Genomic DNA, 2,897 nt, shown 5'->3' on the forward strand with positions numbered 1-2,897 from the left:
ACTTCACGTCGCCGGCAGGCAAATCTTCAGGGGCAGTGTGGTCGAACTCGGCAAACATGTCGGCCGGCAACTTGCCCATGGTGTTGACCAACACGTTCAAGCGGCCACGGTGGGCCATGCCGATCACGACTTCCTGCACGCCCTGCGCGCCGGCGGACTGGATCAACTCGTCCATGGCCGCAATGAAGCTTTCACCACCCTCGAGAGAAAAGCGCTTTTGGCCTACGTACTTGGTGTGCAGGTAGCGCTCCAGGCCTTCAGCGGCCGTCAGGCGGTCGAGGATCTGTTTTTTCTTGTCGACCGTGAAGTTGGGCTTGCTGCGAATGCTTTCGAGCTTTTGCTGCCACCAGCGCTTTTCGGCCTGGTCGGTGGTGTACATGTACTCGGCACCGATCGTGCCGCAATAGGTCTCACGCAGCGCATTCAGCAACTCGCGCAAGGACATGCGGTTTTTGCCGAAGAAGGTGTTGCTGGTGTCGAACACGGTTTCCTGGTCGGCGTCGGTGAAGCCAAAGAAAGCCGGGTCGAGGTCAGGGATGTTGGGGCGTTCGGTGCGCTTGAGCGGATCCAGGTCGGCCCAGCGCTGGCCCACGTTGCGGTAAGCGGCGATCAGCTGCTGAACGGCGGTGCGCTTGCGGCCCATTTCGACATCGGCGCTGGCCATGACGACTTTGGTGCCGCCGGACTTGGCGCGCTCGGCAAAGGCGTTGATGACCGGCAGGTGCGGCACGTCTTTGGCGTTGGAGCCGTCGACTGCGGGAACGTGCTGGAGGGCGTCGAAGTAATCGCGCCAGGAGTCGGGAACGCTGCCGGGGTTGGCCAGGTAGTTTTCGTACATCTCTTCGACATACGGGGCGTTGCCGCCGAACAAGTACGTGTTGCCTTGGTAGGCAGCGTAGACGGAATTAGTCTCGCTCATATTTCGCTGACCTCCGTTTCCCTCTGGGAAACATAAGTTGGGTTATTTTTACCTTCCGCGACACGGCTGAACCGGTTGGCGGATGCGACTGTGGCATGGGAAGGGCCTGAGTACATCGCGCATTGTGCCATGGCCAGCCCAACGTGGTACTTACAGGTTCACCACAACATGGACAAAAAAAGACCCCGCAAAGCAGGGTCTGTGCGGGTCACGCCTTGATCAGATCAACGATCTGCTGCAAGGCTGCAGGATCGTCCATGGTGGTCAAGTCGCCCGGGTCGCGGCCTTCCGCCACAGCTTGTATGGCGCGGCGCAGCAGCTTGCCACTGCGCGTCTTGGGCAATGCCGAGACAAAAAGGACCCGGGAGGGACGGGCCACAGCGCCCAGCTGCGAATCCACCACCTTCATGACTTCGCTTTCCAACTTTTGGCGTGCAGCGGCATCGATGAGGCCCGAGGTGTCCTTGGCAATGGCAAATGCCATGGCCACCTGCCCTTTGAGCTGATCGGCGACGCCCACCACAGCAACTTCGGCGATGTTGGGGTGGCTCGAGATGCTTTCTTCGATCTCGCGGGTGCCCAGGCGGTGACCAGCCACGTTGATCACGTCGTCAGTGCGACCCAGAATGAAGAAATAGCCATCTTCGTCACGCACTGCCCAGTCAAAGGTGCTGTAGACCAGTTTGTTGGGGACGGTTTTCCAGTAGGTCTTGACGAAACGGTCGTCATCGCCCCAGATGGTTTGCAGGTTACCCGGAGGCAGTGGGCCTTCAATGGTCAGCACGCCCTTTTGGTTGGCGCCGGTCAGCTCCTCGCCGGTCTGGTCATCGACCAGTTTGACGTTGTAGCCGTAAATGGCCTTGCCGGGTGAACCGAACTTGCTGGGGGCTTTTTCCACGCCATTGCAGATGCTCAGAATCGGCCAACCGGTCTCGGTCTGCCAGTAGTTGTCAATGATCGGCTTGCCGTTGAGGCCTTCAGAAATCCACTTGGCAGTGGGCTCGTCCAGGGGCTCACCCGCTAAAAACAATGCTTGCAAGCTGGACAAGTCGTATTTGGACAGCAAGGCAGGGTCTTGCTTTTTCAGCACCCGAATGGCCGTGGGGGCGCTGAACATCACGTTCACTTTGTACTTCTCGACCAGGCTCCACCAGATGCCGCCATCGGGCCGAATCGGCAAACCTTCGTAAAGAATGGTCGCCATGCCGCCGATCAGCGGGCCGTAGATGATGTAACTGTGGCCCACCACCCAACCGATGTCGCTGGTGCAAAAAAAGGTGCCGCCAGGTTTGCCCTCAAAGACATTGGGCATGCTGGCAGCCAAGGCCACGGTGTAGCCACCGGTGTCGCGCTGCACGCCCTTGGGTTTGCCGGTCGTGCCGGAGGTGTACAAGGTGTAGCTGGGGTGTGTGGCATCCACCCACTCGCAAGGCACCACGGCATCCATGTGCTTGGCACGTTCGGTGGCGTAATTCACATCGCGACCCGCCACGGGCGTGTAGGCGGCCAGCTTTCGGTCCACCATGACCACATGGGCAGGCTTGTGGGCAGACAGTTGGATGGCCTCGTCCAGCAGGGGCTTGTAGGGCACGCCTTTGCCACCACGGGAACCGGCATCGGCGCTGATGATGACCTTGGGCGAAGCGTCTTCAATGCGGGTGGCCAGCGAATGTGAGGCGAAACCGCCAAACACCACGGAATGGATGGCCCCCAGGCGGACACAAGCCAGCATGGCAAAAGCGGCTTCGGCAATCATGGGCATATAAATCAACACGCGGTCGCCTTTGACCACGCCCAGATCTTTCAAGATGGCGGCCATGCGCTGCACTTCGGCGTGCAATTCGCGGTAGCTGTAGGTTTTTTCCTGGTCGGTCTCGGTCGAGACAAAAATCAGGGCGGGCTGGTCAGCCCGCTCGGCCAGGTGGCGGTCTACCGCGTTGTGGCACAGGTTGGTCTGGCCGCCCACAAACCACTTGGC

The 2,897-nt window shown here is 59.9% G+C and carries 1 protein-coding gene and 1 pseudogene; both read right to left on the reverse strand.

All coding sequences use genetic code 11. From position 1 onward, the window contains the following. Window positions 1-919, reverse strand: a pseudogene (gene sucA, locus ACIQ3A_RS14805) (2-oxoglutarate dehydrogenase E1 component); the annotation flags it as partial. A 208-nt stretch (window positions 920-1,127) separates the two neighbouring features. Further along, on the reverse strand, window positions 1,128-2,897 hold a 1,770-nt coding region (locus ACIQ3A_RS14810; protein WP_396432489.1), incomplete at its 5' end, for a propionate--CoA ligase.

This window comes from Limnohabitans sp. (assembly GCF_044361985.1).
Taxonomy (GTDB): domain Bacteria; phylum Pseudomonadota; class Gammaproteobacteria; order Burkholderiales; family Burkholderiaceae_C; genus Limnohabitans_A.